Source organism: Parapedobacter deserti (genome assembly GCF_042646065.1).
Lineage (GTDB): Bacteria > Bacteroidota > Bacteroidia > Sphingobacteriales > Sphingobacteriaceae > Parapedobacter > Parapedobacter deserti.
Genome location: NZ_JBHRTA010000038.1, coordinates 681,427 through 699,338 on the forward strand (window position 1 = coordinate 681,427; position 17,912 = coordinate 699,338).

The window sequence follows — 17,912 nt, forward strand, 5'->3', positions numbered from 1 at the left end:
GCATCGGTATTTCGCGAATGGCTCAATATATGATGTTTTATCTTCAATAGAAAGAGATACAAAAAAAGGAGATTTTATGACTGACAATAAAAAAAGCCCTCCGATAGTCCCACTGGATGTGGAGGACACCGATGAAACCCGTGAGCCGACGGGCGAGAACCTGCAATTCAACGAAGACAAAGACAGTTTCGAGCTTGAATCGGAGACGGCCAATACTGAGTACCAGCACCCGGAGCCATATGATACCGCCGCCCCCCGAGGAGAAGACGACAACTCAACGTACGACGAAGAAAATCCTTACACGTCTGGTGAATACCGTGACAAAAAAGGCGAACTCGAAGGTGAATTGGAGGAGCTGGATTCGGTCGTCGATGACCAGCTCGGACAGCTTGACGCAGTAGACGAACGTCTTGCTGCTACTCCAGAAGATGAACGGGGCGACTTGGACGAAGAGGGATATCCAGTAAGGGACGATTCAGGGGGAGAGCGCAATCCGGTATCCGCAACTGCTGATGAGCAAAATGGAGGTCCTGAGGATGAAGATGACGACACGGACGCTGAACTTCCGCCATTTGACGATCCGCGGCGAGATGACGACGAGCCAATTGGGGATGATCCCAATCGACCTTTGGAACCGGAAGATGTACCCCCGGTCGATGAGCGCGATCCGTTAGGCGATAAACAGATTCAATCCGATGACCCGACTGAAACAACGGGATAGTTAATAAAATAAATCAGGGAATACATCTATGGCTGACCATAAGACAAGTGCACCCGCGGATACACCTCCGCAACATACGGGCAAACAGGTTGACGTCGAATCTAGCATCAGCCTGCCGGACGAGCGGCGCGCAGCCGATTTTTTCGGGCTGGCGAGGCGCCGGCTGTTTGATATCAATCACTGGCATGAGGTCGCAGAAGTGCCCATTGCCACATTTGTACTCACCGATGCGCATGGTGGGGAAGCCATTAAATCGATGCCATCGAAGGGCGACAAGGTGCGGATTGATATTCCGGGGCCAGGGCCCACAGCAGGCGACGGATATGACTGGGTAGTCGTTGAAGATATCGTGGAGCAGGACGCGGGTGGGGCAGATTACTGCGCCATAACGCTTAGGCCGACGGCAAATCCGTTGAAGCCTAATGACGATACGGCGCATTTTTTCGATGATGCAGCAAGTTCAACACTCGTCCTTGAACGGAAAGGAAAGGAGGTGATCGCCCGCTACCATGGAAGGAATGAAGTGGCTAATACCGATACCGAATCAACGGTAGACAATGTGAGGAACACACTCGTGGGGGGCGGTGCTAAGCTAGGGCTTTCTTATCCCCAGTGGAAAAGCTTAGTATCGGGTTTGGTAAAAGAACCATGATAGTTCCGCACGAGTTGCCGCGTATCCAGTAATTAAGAAACTTATCAAAAATTGGAGTATATTATGAAAACATTTCATTTTTTTGGACTAATGTTGGCATCAGCGGTATTGATGGCAGCATGCGATAATACCGGTAGGCGTACCGCCGACGACAGTATAGAGCAAGCGCAAGACGTAAACGATACAACCGCAATGGCCAACAGTGATGATGCCGATTTCGCCGTTAAAGCGGCCGATGCCGGTCTGGCAGAAGTCGAATTAGGTAAACTGGCCATGGAAAAGGCCGAAAGTCAACGGGTCAAGGATTTTGCCAAGAAGATGGTCAACGACCACCAGAAAGCCAATGATGAGCTGATGACCATCGCCACGAGGCATAATATTACCCTGCCTCCGGCCATCAGCAGAGACCAGGTAGATAAGCAACGCAAACTCCGGGAGCGATCTGGTGCCGAATTCGACAAAGAGTACATGGACGCGATGGTCGACGACCATGATAAGGTAGTGTCGTTGTTTGAAGATGCTGCATCAGATGCGCAAAATGCGGATCTGAAGGCTTTTGCTTCCAAAACGCTTCCGATATTGAAAAAGCACCACGAAGAAGCAAAGGCTATACGGGATTCGATTAGTCCAGTTGATTCAGCTATGATCCAGCGACGGATTATGCCGTAGGAAATCGCTAACATCGCGTTATCGGCAAGACCCGTATACAAATCTAACCCGGAGGTATTACAGCCTTCGGGTTTTTGCTATGAATAGGTCTTCCAGGACAGCGGCCGCGTGAGGGACGAAGTAACCCGCATGAGTGTATTATCCGAGAGCATGGACGATTCCTCCCGTGCTTTAATATGGGCTTTAAACAACCGGGTATATTGCTTGCCGATTCTTGGCCAACGCAGTGATAGCCCGTATCGGAACGCATTCTGCTTCAGTTTATTCAATTCAACGGGATTACTCAGCAAATCGTTGACGACGGCAGCGAGTTGGCCGTGGTCATTAAAGCTGAACAGTTTCCCGCGATTTCCTTGAAGCAGTTCACTGGCATGCCAGTAAGGCGTCGATACCACTGCAGCACCTGCACCCACCGCGTAAGACAGTGTGCCGCTGGTAATCTGTGCAACGTTTGGATAAGGCGTCAAGTAAATGTTGCATGCGGTTAGATAAGCATGTAGCTGTTTTTCATCCACAAACTTAGAGATAAACAACAGGTTTTCGGATACACCGATCTCCATGGCTAGCCGCTTCAGGCCGTCGCAATAGTCCTCTCCCAAATGCTTCAATACGCCGGGATGGGTTTTGCCGAGGATGACGTACTTGACATCAGGGTGCTGCTCTCGGATGGCTGGCAGGGCTTTGATGGCCGTTTCCAGTCCTTTGTTGGGTCCGAGTAAGCCAAATGTGAGCAGCATATTGCCGCTGGGAAGGCCCAGTTCGCGTCTGGTTGCCTGCATATCGGGTTTTTCGAAATCAGGTACGCCGTGAGGTATGGATACGATCTTGCCAAGCGGAATGCGATATGCGTCGCGCAGCAACTGCACGGCCTTATTGCTCATCACGATTACTTTAGCCGCCTTGTCGGCAAGCTTCCTGGTAATCGAGAGTTGCATTGGGTCCGGGTGTTCAAGCACGGTATGGAAGATGACCGTGTAAGGCACTCGCAACGCACGCGTCAGCGCTAGCAGATAATCGCCATTGCGGCCGCCGAATATGCCAAACTCATGTTGGATGCAGCATAAATCTGCACCGCTCCGATTGATGAACGATGCCGCCGCTTGATAGTCAGTAAGCCGCTCCTGGCTGATGACAAACTTTACGCGATCGTCATAGTCATACTGGTATTTGTCGTCCGAATCGTTAAGTGCGACCATGAAACTACCGGATTCCGAAAAAGGAATATGCTGGTTTATTGCTTGAACTAAATTTTCGTTAAACGTGGCCAGACCACATTCCCTGGGTCGGCAGGTAGAAACATATGCTAGTCTCATCAGCTAAGAATTATCAATATCCTGTTTAATGTAAGCGGCCACTGTACCTGCGCAGCATCTACCGTACACTTGCCTGCTGTATACGAGCTAACACTGCAGCCGGATTATTGTTTGGATGGGAAATTGCGACTGCGAATTTTTGTAAATATACAATAAATTTGGGTGATATTTCCTCGGATAGTAGCACATGATAATAAAATATAGCAACAATGGCATTATTGGAATCCCTTTATCAGTGTATTTTTCCTGTCGTAGCGCGCCACGTGGCCAGGAGAGGTGGCACTTTTGAAGAAGCCAAAGACGTTTTCCACGACGCTTTGCTGATTTATTACGAAAAAGCACGCGACCGGCAGCTGACCCTGCAGCGAAGCGAAGCCGCCTATGTGTATGGCGTGGCAAGGCACCTGTGGACCAAGCGATATAAGGAAAACCTGCGGTATGCCTCACTTGATCAGTTGATGGGCAGTTATAACGATGACGGGAGCAGTCCGGAATGGGCCGATGATGCCAGCACCCCAGAAGCGGATCGTGTCGTAAATCGTGTGGCGCGGATCTTGAATGCGGCAGGGCGGAAATGCATGGAGTTGCTTACTGCATTTTACTATGAAAAGCTGGCCATGGAAGAGGTAGCCACACGCTTCGGTTTTTCCGGCACACGGTCGGCAACCGTGCAGAAATTCAAATGCCTGGAGAAAGTAAGGCGAGTTGTCAAAGAAAAATCACTCCAGTATGAAGACTTCGTCGGATAAATTTCAGTTTATGGAAGACTGCCTGCTGGGGCGGGCGCCCGGTACGGAGCAGGCACTGTTTCAAGCCAGCTTACTGGTGGATCCTGATTTGCGTGAGGATGCTTACTGGCAAAGTAAAACCTATGCAGTCATCCGTGAATTCGGCCGCGCGCAGTTCCGGACAGAGTTGGAACAGCTGCACCTGACACTGTTTACCGCGCCACAGCATCGCTCTTTCCGCCATAAGGTGCTGGGCTTCTTTGGCAAGTAACCCTGATTGGTTTCATAAAAGGAAGTCACATGCCCACGGATGGGTGTGCAGGGACGAGTATGTTTATATTTAACGAATAAATGATATGACGATCAACAGCAATGAATTCCGGCGGTATGCCGTGAAGCACCACGGCATCAACGGCATGTATGTAGACCAATACGTCTCAAGGGCATCATTCGGAGCCTGGCCGGTGGCCATGACGCCTTACATCACCGAAGAGCGGCAGCTCAACGTGGCCCAGATGGATGTGTTTTCGCGCCTCATGGTAGACCGAATCATCTTCCTCGGCGAACCGGTAGACGACCGTGTGGCCAACATCATTCAGGCACAGCTGCTCTTCCTGCAATCGGCAGACCCCAAAAAAGACATCCAGTTGTACATCAATTCACCGGGCGGGTCGGTCTACGCCGGACTCGGTATCTACGACACGATGCAGTACATCGGCCCCGATGTCGCCACCATCTGCACCGGTATCGCGCTGTCCATGGCAGCGGTGCTGCTGTGCGCCGGCGCGAGCGGTAAGCGTGCCGCATTGCCTCATGCCCGCGTGATGATCCACCAGACGTCAGGTGGTATGCAGGGCACAGCGGCAGATATGGACATCAGCATCCGGCAGACGTTGAAGATGCAGCAGGAACTTTACCGGATCATAGCAAGCCATAGCCGGCAGGCTTATGAAGTTGTTGGCAAATTATCAGACCGTGACCATTGGATGACGTCCGCCGAGGCCAGGGAGTTCGGCATGGTGGATGAAGTGTTGGGCGGCTGAGCCCTTCTTCCGCCTTTTTTCCTCCTTCTTTCGGTGATTTGCCTGCCGTTTTTCTGCCGTAATGCGGCGTGTATGCGAGCCGGATGCGGGGCGTATGTTGCCTTTGCACGCATACGCCCCGCATACGCCCCGCATCCAGCACGGGAGATGGCGGGAGAAAGTCGGGAGATAGTCTCACTTATTATTAGCCACGTAATAGCCACATATCATCCACGTACTAGCCACCTTTTACTTAGTGAGTTTACAATAGGTCATCTATGGATGGTCTATGTGGATACTGCGGAAGGCTCCCAAGTGTCTAGCGTTTAGCTTTAGCGTCGGCCTCGATTTTCTCTTCTAATGTCTTGATGTATTTTTCCTGTATTTTGATAAGTTTTTGAAGGGATTCGAGCGTTATGTCGTCGCTGTTCGGCATACGTTGGTACGGCAAACCCGGCTCGGCTGCAAGGGTGTATTCCGATGGTGGAATCGTTTCCAGGTCCTTTTCGACCAAATCCTGCAAGTCTACGTGAAATAGATTCACAATCCTTACCAACACATCCAGCTTCGGTATCGATCCCCGTTCGTAAGACGCTACATTATCACGCGACACATCCAGCCGCTTGGCCAATTCCGCCTGACCCCATTTTTGCGCCTCCCGGAGGAACTTTATATTTTTTGAAAAATAATTCATTGTGAAAATAAATCACATATCATTTGTAAATATGAAAAATATTCACAAACTTTGCTTTTGTATTCACAAAAGTAATAAAAAATGAAGAAAGCGAGGTATCCCCAAAATTTGTCGCTAAAACTCGAAATCGTTAAATCCCGGCGGACCATCAAAGAGATTGCCGAGAAAATCGGCGTAAGCCGGGAAGTACTGACCAACACCGTAAACGGACACTATAAAGGTGTCGAAGTAATTAAGAAACTGAAGTCTGAACTAAACATTAACGATTGATTAAAATTTACTATCCATGCACGCATTGACCTACCGTACCAAAAAGAACAATGAGCGTTATTTCCAATTCTATAAATCGGGCAACGAAACCGGGCTGAATTACTTTTACTACGCATACTATGATTACTACGCGTGGCGGGCTGAGCGTTTTGTGAAAGATGATGTTGTGGCGCACGCTATGGCGCAGGAGGCGTTCCTGCGGTTGTGGCTTATGCGGGATATTATCAGAGATGTAGACCACTTGCACGAATTTCTGGGTGTACAGCTTCGCGAAGCGGGCACAGCCTACTATGGTAAGACCACCGATCGTTTCCACCGTAGCATGCTGCGGCTGGATGGCATCGAGGATTTCCAGGAATTCATGCTGGGCTATGAAATGGAGGAAGAGCAGGAGGAGGATATCGTCTACCTCGAACAGTTGGAAGTGGAAAAACAGCGGCAACTGGAGCTGATCAAAAGCTTGTTGCCTAACCTGACCGACCAGCAACAACTGTTCATCCGGCTGTGCCTGCGGTATGGGTTCAATTACGAGCGCATCGCTTACCACCTCGGCGGTATCTCGGACTATGAAGTAGCCCAACGCGTGGAGCAGTGCATCGCTAACCTGAAAGCCGCACTTTCGGATACGGCCAAGCTGAACAGCGCCACCCGGACGAAGCCGCTGGTTACGGAGGGCATGCTCACCGAGGAGCAAGCGCAGGTGCTGGCAATGCGTTATGACCTGCAATATTCCTTCGAGGAAATTGCCGAGGCCCTGCAACTGGACGACGCCAAAGTGAAATCGTTGTTTATACAAGCGTATACCGTTATTAAAAAGGGAAAGCAATCGGCCTGACCATGGAAAAGAAAACCATCATCCTGACACGGAAAATACAAGTGTATGTAGACTGCGTTGATAAAGAGCAGAAGGATGCGTACTACAAGCAGCTGTATGAATGGCAATTTTTAGCCTTTCAGGCAGCCAATCTGATTTTCACCAACCTGTATGTACAGGACCGGGTGAAAGACCTGATTTACTTTACCGATGAGGTAAAGGTAAAGCTGGTCGACCGTGCCAAGGATGCCGAGGGCATTCTGAATACCTCGCGGATGAACACCACCTACCGCGTGCTGTCCAGCAAGTTGCTGGGCAAGATGCCCTCGGATATCTTTTCCAACCTGAACAATTCGCTGACAAGCGTTTACAGTACCGAGCGCAGCGCGTACTGGAAAGGGGAGAAGTCCCTTCGAAACTATAAGCGTAGCATCCCACTGCCCTTTTCGGGCAAGCTGCTGAAGTTCGTGGCGGATGAAAGGCATCGGGAATTCCGGTTTACCTTGTTCAAAATTCCATTTAAGACTTACCTCGGCAAGGATAAAACGGACAAGCGGGTACTCATCCAGCGCCATGTAGCCGGAACGCTAAGGCTTTGCGCCAGTTCGCTGAAAATCGACAAGGGCAAACTGTACCTGCTCGCGGCCTTTGAGATGGAGCGCGACGAGCACCGGTTGAAAGATACGGTAATCGCCGAAGCGTCGCTCTCCATCGAACACCCCATCGTGGTGAAAGTAGGGAAGGCCCAGTTCCAGATTGGCAACAAGGAGGAATTTTTGCACCGTCGGCTCGCCATTCAGGCCGCGCGGCACCGCCTGCAGCGGGGTTCTACATACAACCGCCCCGGAAAAGGCCGCCAGCGTAAGTTGAAAAGCCTGGAGGATTGGGACGCGAAGGAAAAGCGGTACGTGGACAGTCGGCTGCACCTGTATAGCCGACGGTTGATCGACCTGTGCGTGAAGTCTGAGGCGGGTACGTTATTGTTGGTAAACCAGCAGCAAAAGGAAGAGGTGGCCAAGGAAGAGGAGTTCTTGCTCCGCAATTGGAGTTATTACGGGTTGAAGGAAAAGATTGCCTACAAGGCGAAGAAGGCCGGGATTAATGTGATTGAGGAGTAGTGGCGGCTATCGGAAATAGGCTGTCGGCCCGATGGCTGACTGCTGAATAAAGTTCTTTGACGTATTAGTAAAGTTAGTGGCTGAGCTATAATGGTGGATGGCAAGGCGCGCGAAATAAGCAAAAGCGCAGTCTACTAAAGGTAAATGAGCATTTTGCGAATGAGTGCAACGCAGCAAGGTACCATTAGAGACAGATACTTAGAGGCTGCTTGTACAGCCGCAGGGTGAGGTCAGGTCGACACTCACTGAATACTTTTATTAATGCGAATTCGCAAATTTGCTGGTGAATTAGAGAATTAATGTGTATGCAATCCAGTAGGGCGAGTCGTTTGCAATTTTGAATTAGAGAAAATATAAGGGTTCTTAAAGAAAATACAATTGTCAATCTTCGTGGAACCTTATTCAGAGATTTATACAATACGACGTCTCTCGTTCGAAGTTTTGGAGTATCTACAACCTTTCGGGTGTCAAATTGATATTGCTTTTGGAAAGGTATATAAATGAAAACGAGTTTTTTATAGTAAGTCCACAATCGTTGCAGTCCCTGATTGAAAGGTATCTACAACCCTCCGCTTTCGTTTCCCCTTCTACAACAAGTTGTTACAGACACCGATTTGAAAGGTATTTACAACCGAAGCCCTGGTTGATTATAGGAGGAAGAGTTATTAGTGACCCTAATTTGAAAGGTATATACAACACTCGGGTGTAACATTTAATATCTGGGCAAGGTGTTACAGACCACAATTTGAAAGGTATACACAACGAGGAATTGAAGCGCCTAAAAAAATACCGAGGTGTTACTGACCACAATTTGAAAGGTATATACAATTAGTTTTATTTGAATACAATCCATTTTTGGTGTTGCAGACCAAATTTGAAAGGTATATACAACGGTGCAAGAACTGGGTCTCCGTGTAGGCCCGGTGTTACAGACCCCAATTTGAAAGGTATTTACAACCCCCCGGGGTGCTGCATGCCGTTGCCCTGTTAAGGTGTTACTGACCCCAATTTGAAAGATATATACAACAGTAATACCTTTCTCTATGCTTAAAACGGTGGTGTTACAGACCACAATTTGAAAGGTATTTACAACGTTTAACCCACTGGGCTTTGCCACCGACCGGGTGTTACAGACCACAATTTGAAAGGTATATATAACGTGATTTCTCAGACCGTGGCAATAAGTTGAGTTGTTACAGGCGACAATTTGAAAGGTATATGCAACTCTGCGAAATGGGTAACTTCTTTAAATATTAGTGTTACTGACCCCAATTTAAAAGGTATATACAACCAGGGATCGACATTAATAGCCTTTGCTATGGTGTTACAGACTCTAATTTGAGAGGTATTTTGAAAAAACTCACCTCATTGCGTATCTTTGTTCCAAACGTGACTCGTATGACACAGGTGACCTTACATATTGACAGCAAGAAAAAGTGGGCAGCCATAAAGACCATTTTGGAAGCTATGGATATTGCTTACGATGCACAAGAGCCTATGAAGGAAATCTGTGAAAAAGAACAGGTGTTGCTACAGCGGGCGGAAGCAGACGTTGTTGGAGGGCGATTGCACAAGTTTAAATCCCATCGTGAAATATTAGGTCGTTAGTACCGGTTCGTGATTAAAAAAATCGAATATACCGAAACCTACAAAGAAACCTTATCAGCTACAGTGTCGATAATCGAGCGCGATTGGGGCGATCGGTATGTCAATCGATTTCTGAATCAACTTGACGATGTGGTCGAAAAAATCCAGACTTATCCCTATCTGTTTCAGGCTATACCGATAAACCCGAAATACAGACGGTGTGTCATTTCCAAACAAACGTCCCTAGTCTACGAAGTCACTGATTCAAAAATTATACTCCTGTATTTGTTTGACAATCGGCAAGAGGCATTATGGGATTAGGTGTTGCTTAAGCTTTCGTGTAAATTCATTTAGGCAACTGCCTTACAAAGTTCTTCGAAATCTTTGAGGCTGCTTGTACAGCCGTAGGGTGAGGTCAGGTCGACACTCACTGAATACTTTTATAAACAACAGAGTCTCGACTGTAAAGCCCACGAAATACTGCGGATTCTGCAACGGAAATTCTGGCGCCGAGGTATATACAAAACCCCAATGCTGAATGAGAGATCAACTTTTATTGTCACCAAATTGAACGTATGTACGAAGACCACTTGCGATTTGCAAAACGGGATTACGATACAATTAGTGCCATGCGAGTCCAGCCTTGAGTAGCGTTGTCTCTGACCCCAATTTGAAAGGTATATACAACAACCACTCACATATGAGCTCGACATTCCAGGTGTTACAGACCCCAATTTGAAAGGTATATATAACTAGTGGTTACCTTGCCAAAAAGCATGATGGGGTGTTACAGGACCCAATTTAAGACGTGTCCATTAATTGAGTTCCATTGAGATCTTCATTTTTGGATGTGTATAAAATTTCGTATCTTTACACATAATAAAATGAGTGATTATGCGTACCAACATTGAATTAGATGACCAACTGGTTAAGCAAGCGCTACAAATCAGTAATCTGAAAACAAAAAAGGACGTCGTGCACGAAGCGCTTAAACAATACGTTGCCTCGTTGAAGCGGAAGAAACTATTGTCTATCCGCGGTAAGGGAACGTGGGAGGGCAATTTGGAGCAGATGCGCAGTCTATGAATGAGCCGTTAATTTTTGATACCTCTGTTTGGATTGATTTTCTCAACAAAAAGGAAACACACGAAGCGAGGTTATTGGAAGAATATGTTTTAGCTGATGACGAGGTGCTGCTTACTCCAACCATCCTACAAGAAATTCTCCAAGGGATCCGTACAGACAGTACCTATATTGACGTTAGAGAAACACTGTCGTATTTCCGATTATTAGAATTGCCAGCTTATGAAGCTGCCGTTGGGGCGGCCGATTTATATCGCTCGTTACGAAAGCGAGGGGTTACTATTCGTAAAAGTAACGACTGCTTAATTGCTTATTATGCAATTTGGTTTTCGACTCCGCTTGTCCACTCGGATCGCGATTTTGGCAAAATTGCAAATTATAGCGAATTGGAAATGTGGAAATAAGTGTGATAATGCGACGGCTGCTTTTACAGCCACAGGGTGAGATCGGGTTGACACTCACCGAATACTTTTTATTGAAAAAGGTTACGAGTTGAAAGTTATGTACAACACGCTGAGACTTGTCTATAGCGAAACAATTTGAAAGATATATACAACTATTTGCTGTGTCAATCAACGATTGATAGGCGTTACTGATCTCAATTTGAAGGGTATATACAACCCGCTTAGCGTTTAACAATCATTTTTAATGTTGTTACAGACCACAATTTGGAATTTTAGAGGCTGCTTGTACAGCCGTAGGGTGCGGTCAGGATGACACTCACTGAATACTTTTATAAACAGAGTCTCGACTGCGAAAAAAAAAGGTTTATGTAATGTAAATTGGTTTTCTTCCTTGGATAAAATATTGTTGCCGTCCCAATTTGAAAGGTATGTACAAAAGGTTGTAGTCTTCTAATGAGAATATTAATGGTATTACTGACCACAATTTGAAGGGTATATACAATTAAATGTCAAATCGATGCTAAAAAGCCGGTGTTACAGACCCCTAATCTGAAACGTATTTCAACCTTCCATTCCTTCATCGCAAAAAAAGTTAATGGAATTAAAGTATTTAATAAAGATAGAATTTCCGGAATTAATTGATGAGTATCCGTGCTTCGGCAATAGCCGCAAGTGCTCCTTTCCAAAAGTAGACGCATCAATGATATTTTGAATGAAAAGCGAGCTTTCGGTTCTTGCCAGTTTAGTCATTGTTTTTTTCTAAATCAGTCAGTCCTGGGTAGTACTGCCTCAACAGATAGCGGTAGGTTTTCGGGTTGTGATGATAATAAGGCCCTTGTTTTGCAAGGCCCCGGAATTCGTTGAAATATGATTCGTTGACAACCAAGGTTATGGGTACTCCCGGCCGGACAAAGTAGGTGGTGTTGGCGGTTTCCGGAAGGGCCAACCCGGGCACAAGGTTTTGGATGAGCTTACCCGTGTAACCTCCGAGGTACCTCTGGTAGGCTTCAGACGATTTGGCCGCTGCCTTCCGCATGCGGTTGAATGCACGCTTCAATACGATCCGTTTGAAAAAGGGTAGGTCATCAAAGCGCTTCATGAGGGCGAGGATGGGGTTCGGCTCATTCATGTCTACGTCTACCTGTTGCGTAGTAAGTGGCATTTCCGGAACAGCGTCGGCGGTGTTTACGATACTGAACGCCCATTGCGAGCGCATAATATTGTCATAGTCGTACGCGAAATACATATTGCCTACCTTTGGTGCTGCACTTGCGTAGGTTTTCACCCGAAGTCCCGGATATCGGCCGTTCTTTTCGAGATAGTACAACCACGCGCTTACATAATAGCAGAGCGATCCGCCCTGACTATGCCCGGTGACCAAAAAATTGCGATAGCCTGCGCGGTATAATGAGTCGACTTTCGGCTGCATGTCCAAGGCAGTATAGCCAAACCCAATCAAAAATCCGGTATGCACCGCGGCTTTTTCGTGCGCTGCCAACTGATAGTTAAAGGTATCTGTTGTCGATAACACCAATTGGCCCCGTGCCGGCGACATCGCGCAGAAAAAGTCGGCAAGTATAGATTTAGGGTTTGCGGTAGTCCCCCTGAGCGTGATTGCCACAATTGAGTCGGTCCTTATCCAGAGGTCCCAGGCGTTGTCCAGCCCGACATTTTCAGACCGATAGACAAAGCGATAGCCCGATAGGAAGTGCTCAAACCGATTCCCTTTGACTGTATCCAGAAAAGCGGCATTCAACTGTAACAGGTCGTCGCATTCCCGCGGGTCAAATCCGGGCTGGAGGTGATGGCTTGTGCCAGATTGGGCGGAAGATACCGAAACCCAGAATAAATGCCATACAGCCAAAGCAATAACATGTTTCATACACTTATGTCTTTATTTGTACAACCGTGTAATGCAACCAATGTTTATTTCGGCACGGTATTTCCTTGATAAGCTATGCGACCAAATTCCGTCACAGCACGGGATAGCTGACGCTGTCAATCTTTTCAGTTACATGCTGCTGTTTTACCGCCAATTAATTGCAGGGCAGGGCAGGTTTTGGTAGCTTTGCAACTTGATACCAAAAAGTTATTAGCATGTTAAAAGGATTTTTCAACGTTCCCCAACCGGTGAATGAGCCGGTGTTGTCATATGCCCCCGGCAGCAAGGAGCGCAAGCTGCTCCAACAGGCACTTCAAACAGCACTCGAGCAGCAGCGGGATATACCGATGTATATCGGAGGGGAGGAGGTGCGTACGGACAAAAAGGTCACGATTCGCCCGCCGCATAAGCATAAGCATGTACTGGGCTACTACCACGAGGGAGATGCGAGCCATGTAGAAGATGCCATCGGTGCGGCTTTGGCAGCAAAGGAAGCATGGGAAGGCTTGCCTTGGGAGCAGCGGGCAGCAATATTTCTGAAAGCAGCCGATTTAATCGCTGGGCCATACCGTTACCGGCTCAACGCCGCCACCATGCTGGGGCAATCGAAGAATGCATTTCAGGCGGAGATCGATTCGGCTTGTGAAATCGTGGATTTTCTGCGCTTCAATGTCAAATACATGTGTGAGATCTACGAGCAACAGCCTCCAGTGTCTCCACCAGGTAACTGGAACCGGGTGGAGCAGCGACCACTGGAGGGGTTCGTGTTCGCGCTTACACCGTTCAACTTTACCGCAATAGCGGGCAATCTACCAACGTCGGCCGCGATGATGGGCAATGTAGTGGTGTGGAAGCCCGCTAATACACAGATCTACTCGGCACACGTACTGATGGAAGTGTTCAGGGAGGCAGGTGTGCCGGATGGTGTGATCAACCTGGTATACGTTGATGGTCCGACAGCGGGCGACGTCATCTTCAACCACCCGGACTTTGCGGGGATACACTTCACCGGCTCGACAGGGGTTTTTCAGCATATTTGGAAAACCATCGGCAATAACATCCACCGGTACAAATCTTATCCCCGTATCGTCGGCGAAACCGGAGGTAAGGACTTCATTCTGGTACATCCGTCGGCGGACATCAAGGCCTCCGCTACAGCTATTGTCCGCGGCGCATTTGAATATCAGGGCCAGAAGTGTTCTGCGGCATCCCGTGTGTATATCCCCAAGTCGCTTTGGCCGGAGCTGAAAGAGTTGATCGTGCAGGACATTAAGTCGTTCAAGATCGGCCCGGTTGACGATTTTAGCAATTTTATCAATGCAGTAATCGATGAAAAGTCATTCGACAAGCTGGCAAAATACATTGACGCAGCGAAACAGGACGACGACGTTGAAATCATTGTAGGTGGCGACTATGATAAGTCAGAAGGCTATTTTATCCATCCAACGGTCATCGTTGCCAATCGTCCGGATTATGTGACGATGTGCGAGGAATTGTTTGGTCCGGTTCTAACGATATATGTATATGATGATGGTCAGTGGACGGAAATGCTGGATGTGATAGACAAGACGTCGATCTACGCACTGACAGGTGCTATAATTTCGCAGGACCGCTACGCCATCACCCAGGCCACCTATGCACTGCGCAATGCTGCGGGCAACTTTTATATCAATGACAAATGCACGGGTGCGGTGGTAGGCCAGCAGCCATTCGGCGGCGCGCGAGGCTCAGGCACAAATGACAAAGCGGGTTCGATGATCAACCTGCTGCGATGGGTGTCGCCCCGAACCATCAAGGAAACGTTCGATCCGCCCAAGGATTACCGTTATCCGTTTCTGGAACAGGATTAAAAGGAAAGGGCATCCACTGACGGATGCCCTTTCTTATTGATTAAATAGGCAAAAATTATGCGTATGCAAATACTTCTTTACCCAGGTCTTCGCTTTTTGTAGCGGCGATATCCAAATTAACGATCTTGCCCGTTGCAATATCGATCACTACCCCATGCACAGCGAGATCATCGCGTTCTTTCCATGCATTTTGTATGATGGAGGTGGTGCATAGGTTAAATACTTGCTCGGCCACGTTGAGTTCCACCAAGCGATTCACTTTTTGCTCCTCGTCTTCGATAGCATCAATTTCCTCGCTATGAAACCTGTATACATCCTTGATGTGGCACAACCAGTTGTCGATGATGCCGAATTGTTTGCGGCTTAAGGAAGCAGCCACGCCTCCACATCCATAGTGTCCAGCTACGATCACATGTTTGACCTTCAGTACGTTGACTGCGTAGTCTAATACACTGAGCATGTTCATGTCCGAGTGTACGCACATGTTGGCGATATTCCGGTGAACAAACACTTCACCCGGCAAGGTATTGGTGATTTGGTTGGCCGGTACGCGGCTGTCGGCACAGCCGATCCATAAGATCTCCGGGCTCTGCCCTTTGGCAAGTTGCTGGTACCTGCCAGTGGTGTCCTCGGATACCAGTTTCATCCATTCTTTGTTTCCTTCTAATATTTTCTCAAAGCCAGCTTTTAACACAGGGTTTTCTAATTGTTTCTTGTACATAAGATATTAGTTTATTTTTCTAGTTCTATGGTTTCAGATGTTTGTTTAGTCGCTTTTTTGTTCAACGCATCATTTTTAAGAATGTTTTGCGTAAAGCGTTTAATGTTCGGTACATTCTTCCTATTCACAATGCCTACCAACTCAATGCTTTTTCCTTTGGCTACGGCATTTTGTTCGAAATCCTTGATCACCTCGATGACATCTTTGTCGATAAAGCGGCTATGTGAGCCGTCGATGACGATCTCATTGATACGCTTTGGCAGGTCGTAAAGTGCTTTCTGTATCGCCGCTTTGTTCAAGAATGTTACTTCTTCCGCTAAGGTAAACGTTATTTTGGCTCCATCCTCGTTTTCCACAATCTCGTATTCAAACGCATTGGTGAGGTTGTTTTTGAGGATGTAAAACATCGCAACCAATAGCCCAATTCCGACACCGGTGAGCAGGTCAGTGAAGACCACTGCTAAAATCGTCACAACGAAGGGGATGAACTGGTCGAATCCTTTGTGCCACATTCTTTTGAACGAGGCCGGATTCGCCAATTTATAGCCGGTGTGTAGCAGGATTGCCGCCAAACAAGCGAGCGGTATGAGGTTGATGATTTGCGGGATGGTCACTACGGCCAGCAAAAGCCAGATGCCGTGCAAAATGGCGCTCTGCCTTGTACGGCCTCCAGCATTGACGTTTGCCGACGATCGCACGATGACCGCAGTCATCGGGATACCGCCCAATAAGCCACTCGTGGTATTACCAATGCCCTGGGCGAAAAGCTCGCGGTTTGTCGGCGATACCCGCTTGAAGGGGTCGATTTTGTCGACAGCCTCGAGACTCAGCAATGTTTCCAGACTGGCGATGATCGCAAGGGTAGCTGCTATGATCCAGACATCCTTATTCAAGATCTGGGTGAAGTCTGGAAATGTGAACAGTCCCAAAAACTCGCCGAACGATTGTACGACTGGGATCAATACCAGGTGATCGGCACTCAGCGCAAGCGCTGTGCCTTCAAAAGCCCGGCTCAAACCTACCGCTAAAAAGACCACGACCAAAGGTGCGGGGACCACTTTCAGTTTCTTAAACTTTGGCCACAGGATCAGTATCGCCAAGGAAAGGAGACAGATAATGGTAGCTCCATAGTTGATCGCGCCGAGCGCGTTCTGCAGTGCAGAAAATGTATTCTCCTGGTTTTGCTGCAAAAAGCTTTCCTCACCGAAATAGGCCGCATCGTAGCCGACCGCATGCGGCAGCTGCTTCAGTATGATGATCACACCGATACCGGCGAGCATCCCGATAATGACCGCTGATGGGAAATAGTTGCCGATCATTCCCGCCTTGATGACACCGAGGACCAATTGCATCAGTCCCGCAACCACTACGGCCAGCAGGAATGTTTCATAGGCACCCAACTGCTCGATTGCACCTAATACAATGACGGTCAATCCCGCAGCTGGCCCGCTGACACTCAGCTGAGAACCGCTAAACGAAGCTACGACGATACCGCCGATAATGCCGGTCAATAATCCTGCGAACAGTGGAGCACCCGAGGCCATCGCAATTCCCAAACACAACGGCAGAGCAACGAGGAAAACTACTATACTTGCCGGAAAATCATATTTTAAATCCCGCTTCGATAACTTAAAAAAAGCGGATGTACGTGTACCAAACATATGGATAACTGTTATAAACTGTATTGAATTAGTTGATTCATTAACCACGGCATATACTTGCTCCAGGCAGTGTTCCTGAATACTTTCGGACACGCGAGAACAGCACTCAAACGTCGATTAATTTCCACTTCCGATGAGAAATCCCATCGGACAATAGATCACGTTATTAACAGTTAGGAGGGGGGGTAGGTACAGCTGGATAAAATGCGCGGATATGCCGTGCATCGTCCGCAATGAAATTCAACTGGATAATACGATGAGTAGGTGGCTGAAGACCGAAATATGCGGTCGACTTAGAGTAATCCTTGGCAAAGATATCCTTGACCTGATCACTGCCGCCGGATTTGCCGTTGTTATTTTCGATTTCGAGCTGCAGCACGACCTGTAGCAACGCATCTCGGTCAAATTGATGACCAAAGACAGGCGCAACGGAAATGAACATCTTCGCAAAGAAGATGGCAAAAAACAATTTTGCAAATATTTCCCTCGTTTCTTTAGTTGACATGCCTGTATCTTGACTGCTGAAGCAAAATAAATAAAAAACAGTTGAAAATTGTAACTATTTGCCAAAAATGTTACAAAAGGTGTTCCTAATATAACGTTATGTTAACAAATTGACATTTTTATGATTGTAGACGTCGCGGTATGGGTGGTAAGTAAAAACTATGAAACAGAAACTGTGAATTTTGTCCATATATTCGTCAGTGAAGATTGCCAATAGGT

The 17,912-nt window shown here is 47.6% G+C and carries 20 protein-coding genes; 14 read left to right on the forward strand and 6 right to left on the reverse strand.

Features of this window, described 5'->3' with window-relative positions; translation table 11 throughout:
* The first annotated feature begins 76 nt into the window (after positions 1-76).
* The 3 genes from ACFOET_RS15515 to ACFOET_RS15525 all read left to right on the forward strand — a co-directional run bounded on the left by ACFOET_RS15515 (position 77) and on the right by ACFOET_RS15525 (position 2,042).
* The gene (locus tag ACFOET_RS15515; RefSeq protein ID WP_379024289.1) at positions 77-721 is read left to right on the forward strand and encodes a hypothetical protein; all 645 of its coding nucleotides are present in this window, start codon (positions 77-79) and stop codon (positions 719-721) included.
* A 28-nt stretch (positions 722-749) separates the two neighbouring features.
* The gene (locus ACFOET_RS15520; RefSeq protein ID WP_379024291.1) at positions 750-1,373 is read left to right on the forward strand and encodes a hypothetical protein; all 624 of its coding nucleotides are present in this window, start codon (positions 750-752) and stop codon (positions 1,371-1,373) included.
* 63 nt (positions 1,374-1,436) lie between these two features.
* A complete protein-coding gene (locus tag ACFOET_RS15525) occupies positions 1,437-2,042 on the forward strand; it encodes a DUF4142 domain-containing protein (RefSeq protein WP_379024293.1) in 606 nt (201 codons plus the stop codon).
* A 77-nt stretch (positions 2,043-2,119) separates the two neighbouring features.
* On the opposite strand, the gene ACFOET_RS15530 is transcribed toward ACFOET_RS15525, so the two are convergent.
* Positions 2,120-3,238 (reverse strand): glycosyltransferase, encoded by a 1,119-nt coding sequence (locus tag ACFOET_RS15530; RefSeq protein ID WP_379024295.1) that lies wholly within the window; start codon positions 3,236-3,238, stop codon positions 2,120-2,122.
* A gap of 326 nt (positions 3,239-3,564) precedes the next feature.
* Between ACFOET_RS15530 and ACFOET_RS15535 the strand changes: the two genes are divergently transcribed.
* From ACFOET_RS15535 to ACFOET_RS15545, 3 genes are all read left to right on the forward strand, one after another.
* Positions 3,565-4,104: an RNA polymerase sigma factor gene (locus ACFOET_RS15535; protein ID WP_379024297.1), complete on the forward strand. Its 540-nt coding sequence runs from the start codon at positions 3,565-3,567 to the stop codon at positions 4,102-4,104.
* The gene (locus ACFOET_RS15540) at positions 4,085-4,354 is read left to right on the forward strand and encodes a hypothetical protein (RefSeq protein ID WP_379024299.1); all 270 of its coding nucleotides are present in this window, start codon (positions 4,085-4,087) and stop codon (positions 4,352-4,354) included. Before ACFOET_RS15535 ends, ACFOET_RS15540 begins: the two co-directional genes overlap by 20 nt.
* A gap of 85 nt (positions 4,355-4,439) precedes the next feature.
* Positions 4,440-5,126 carry an ATP-dependent Clp protease proteolytic subunit gene (locus ACFOET_RS15545; RefSeq protein WP_379024301.1) on the forward strand — a complete coding sequence of 229 codons (687 nt, stop codon included), beginning with the start codon at positions 4,440-4,442 and terminating at the stop codon, positions 5,124-5,126.
* A gap of 298 nt (positions 5,127-5,424) precedes the next feature.
* Here the strand turns inward: ACFOET_RS15545 and ACFOET_RS15550 are convergent, their stop codons facing one another.
* Positions 5,425-5,799: a helix-turn-helix domain-containing protein gene (locus ACFOET_RS15550; protein WP_379024303.1), complete on the reverse strand. Its 375-nt coding sequence runs from the start codon at positions 5,797-5,799 to the stop codon at positions 5,425-5,427.
* An 81-nt stretch (positions 5,800-5,880) separates the two neighbouring features.
* Between ACFOET_RS15550 and ACFOET_RS15555 the strand changes: the two genes are divergently transcribed.
* The 7 genes from ACFOET_RS15555 (at position 5,881) to vapC (ending at position 11,075) form a co-directional block, all read left to right on the forward strand.
* On the forward strand, positions 5,881-6,069 hold the full coding sequence (locus ACFOET_RS15555; protein WP_379024305.1) for a hypothetical protein: 189 nt from the start codon (positions 5,881-5,883) through the stop codon (positions 6,067-6,069).
* Between the two features lie 16 nt (positions 6,070-6,085).
* Complete coding sequence (locus tag ACFOET_RS15560) at positions 6,086-6,904, forward strand: sigma factor-like helix-turn-helix DNA-binding protein (protein WP_379024307.1); 819 nt, start codon at positions 6,086-6,088, stop codon at positions 6,902-6,904.
* A gap of 2 nt (positions 6,905-6,906) precedes the next feature.
* Positions 6,907-8,001, forward strand: a complete 1,095-nt coding sequence (locus tag ACFOET_RS15565) for a hypothetical protein (RefSeq protein ID WP_379024309.1) — start codon at positions 6,907-6,909, stop codon at positions 7,999-8,001.
* A gap of 1,350 nt (positions 8,002-9,351) precedes the next feature.
* Positions 9,352-9,609, forward strand: a complete 258-nt coding sequence (locus tag ACFOET_RS15570) for a hypothetical protein (protein ID WP_379024311.1) — start codon at positions 9,352-9,354, stop codon at positions 9,607-9,609.
* A 9-nt stretch (positions 9,610-9,618) separates the two neighbouring features.
* Positions 9,619-9,909, forward strand: coding sequence for a hypothetical protein (locus ACFOET_RS15575; RefSeq protein WP_379024313.1), 291 nt, complete (start codon positions 9,619-9,621; stop codon positions 9,907-9,909).
* A gap of 573 nt (positions 9,910-10,482) precedes the next feature.
* On the forward strand, positions 10,483-10,674 hold the full coding sequence (locus tag ACFOET_RS15580) for a type II toxin-antitoxin system VapB family antitoxin (protein ID WP_079718164.1): 192 nt from the start codon (positions 10,483-10,485) through the stop codon (positions 10,672-10,674).
* Complete coding sequence (vapC, locus tag ACFOET_RS15585) at positions 10,671-11,075, forward strand: type II toxin-antitoxin system VapC family toxin (RefSeq protein WP_379024315.1); 405 nt, start codon at positions 10,671-10,673, stop codon at positions 11,073-11,075. The genes ACFOET_RS15580 and vapC overlap by 4 nt, the downstream gene beginning before the upstream one ends.
* Positions 11,076-11,817: 742 nt before the next feature.
* Here the strand turns inward: vapC and ACFOET_RS15590 are convergent.
* Positions 11,818-12,957 carry a lipase family protein gene (locus tag ACFOET_RS15590; RefSeq protein WP_379024317.1) on the reverse strand — a complete coding sequence of 380 codons (1,140 nt, stop codon included), beginning with the start codon at positions 12,955-12,957 and terminating at the stop codon, positions 11,818-11,820.
* 215 nt (positions 12,958-13,172) lie between these two features.
* On the opposite strand from ACFOET_RS15590, the gene pruA reads away from it, so the two are divergent.
* Positions 13,173-14,807: an L-glutamate gamma-semialdehyde dehydrogenase gene (pruA, locus tag ACFOET_RS15595; RefSeq protein WP_379024319.1), complete on the forward strand. Its 1,635-nt coding sequence runs from the start codon at positions 13,173-13,175 to the stop codon at positions 14,805-14,807.
* Between the two features lie 55 nt (positions 14,808-14,862).
* On the opposite strand, the gene ACFOET_RS15600 is transcribed toward pruA, so the two are convergent.
* From ACFOET_RS15600 to ACFOET_RS15610, 3 genes are all read right to left on the reverse strand, one after another.
* Positions 14,863-15,528, reverse strand: coding sequence for a carbonic anhydrase (locus ACFOET_RS15600; protein ID WP_379024321.1), 666 nt, complete (start codon positions 15,526-15,528; stop codon positions 14,863-14,865).
* Positions 15,529-15,539: 11 nt separating this feature from the next.
* Positions 15,540-17,189: a SulP family inorganic anion transporter gene (locus ACFOET_RS15605; protein WP_379024323.1), complete on the reverse strand. Its 1,650-nt coding sequence runs from the start codon at positions 17,187-17,189 to the stop codon at positions 15,540-15,542.
* Positions 17,190-17,355: 166 nt separating this feature from the next.
* Positions 17,356-17,694 carry a hypothetical protein gene (locus ACFOET_RS15610; protein ID WP_379024325.1) on the reverse strand — a complete coding sequence of 113 codons (339 nt, stop codon included), beginning with the start codon at positions 17,692-17,694 and terminating at the stop codon, positions 17,356-17,358.
* Positions 17,695-17,912: the final 218 nt, after the last annotated feature.